Here is a 1,898-nt window from a genome sequence, read left to right as displayed (position 1 = left end):
GTTATTCGAACCCGAGGCATCGGCTTTATAATCAATACTCGATACGCGTCCCTGAAAATATTTCGGATCTCTGAATTTTTGCCCGATGAGCTCGGAGCCGACTACGGCGCCGCTGCGGTCTTGAACCAGGCTGCCGTTCGCCTGAGCCGGGAAAATCGCCTGCGCGATTCCGGTCGAGACGAGCGGGTAAATAAGACCGCAAACGACGATAAACACGATCGAAGCGCGTACGGCAATACTGAGCGAGAAGCGGGCCGTCTCGGCCCCTTCATGATTGACGCGGCTTACCATAAGGAATCATTCCCTTTCTATATATCATATCTCCAAGTTGTTTTCTCTACAAATCTTGACAGTGAAAAAATGGACGCTGGTCATTACCCGTTAAATCCACAGATGAACCGCCAGATCGATCAGCTTGATGCCGACGAACGGCACCAGCCCCCCGCCGAGCCCGTACAGGAACAAATTGCGGCGCAGCAGCTGCGTCGAGCTCATCGGCTTGTAGGTTACGCCTTTCATCGCCAGCGGAATCAGCAGCGGGATGATGATTGCGTTGAAAATCAGCGCCGAGAGAATCGCCGACATCGGCGAGCCGAGCTTCATGATGTTCAGGGCTTCCATCTGCGGAATCGCCAGCGTGAACATCGCCGGGATGATGGCAAAATATTTCGCCACGTCGTTGGCGATACTGAACGTCGTCAGCGCGCCGCGGGTCATCAAGAGCTGCTTGCCGATGGCCACGACTTCGATGATTTTGGACGGATCGGAATCGAGATCGACCATGTTGGCCGCCTCCTTCGCCGCCACCGTCCCGCTGTTCATCGCGAGGCCCACGTCGGCTTGCGCCAGCGCCGGCGCGTCGTTCGTGCCGTCGCCGGTCATCGCCACCAGCTTGCCTTCGGCCTGTTCGCGCCGGATGACGGCGATTTTGTCCTCCGGCTTGCTCTCCGCGATAAAATCGTCCACCCCGGCCTCCCGGGCAATCGTAGCGGCCGTCAGCGGATTGTCGCCCGTACACATGATCGTCTTGATGCCCATCTTGCGCAGCTGCTCGAACCGTTCCCGCATGCCGGGCTTGACGGTATCCTTCAAATAAATCAAGCCGAATATTTCGCGGTCTACAGCCACCGCCAGCGGCGTGCCGCCTTCGGAGGCGATCGCGTTGCCCTTGGCTTCCAAGTCGGCCGGGATGCTGCCGCCCTGCGCCTGCACCCACTTCTTCACCGCATCTACGGCGCCTTTGCGCGCCTTGCGACCGTCAGTCAGATCGATACCGCTCATCCGGGTCTCGGCCTTAAATTCGATAAATTCGCCACCCTCCGCAAGGGCTTGGTCAAACGAAAAGCTCTGCTTTTTCATCAGCTCCAGCACAGAACGGCCTTCCGGCGTCTCGTCTTTGACCGAGCTGATTGCAGCCCACTCCGCCACCGTATCGGAATCCGCCGAGCCGACCGGTACGAACTCGCTCGCCATCCGGTTCCCGAACGTAATCGTGCCCGTTTTATCGAGAATCATCGTGTTGATGTCGCCGGACGCTTCAACGGCTTTCCCGGACATCGCCAATACGTTGAACTGGGTCACCCGGTCCATCCCGGCAATCCCGATCGCCGACAGCAGACCGCCGATCGTCGTCGGAATCAAACAAACCAGCAGCGCGATCAGCACCGGAATTTGCAGCTCGATTTCCAGATAGCGGGCAATCGGGGCGAGCGTGACGACGACAATCATGAAAATGAGCGTCAAGCTGGTCAGCAGCGTATTCAGCGCAATTTCGTTCGGCGTCTTCTGCCGCTTCGCGCCTTCGACCAAGGAAATCATCCGGTCGATGAACGATTCGCCGGGGTCGCTCGTAATGCGCACCCGGATCTTGTCGCTCACTACCCGGGTCCCCCCGGTCA

At 58.4% G+C, this 1,898-nt stretch carries 2 protein-coding genes; both read right to left on the bottom strand.

The genetic code is table 11. The features are described from left to right. Positions 1 to 291, bottom strand: a 291-nt coding sequence (locus QJ48_RS34830; protein WP_157261876.1) for a potassium-transporting ATPase subunit C, incomplete at its 3' end; no start/stop codon positions are given. 90 nt (positions 292 to 381) lie between these two features. Further along, a partial coding sequence (gene kdpB / locus QJ48_RS34825; protein WP_054977813.1) for a potassium-transporting ATPase subunit KdpB occupies positions 382 to 1,898 on the bottom strand: 1,517 nt, incomplete at its 5' end.

This window comes from Paenibacillus sp. A3 (assembly GCF_001399685.1).
Lineage (GTDB): Bacteria > Bacillota > Bacilli > Paenibacillales > NBRC-103111 > Paenibacillus_G.
This window is presented reverse-complemented; position numbering and strand designations above follow the sequence as displayed.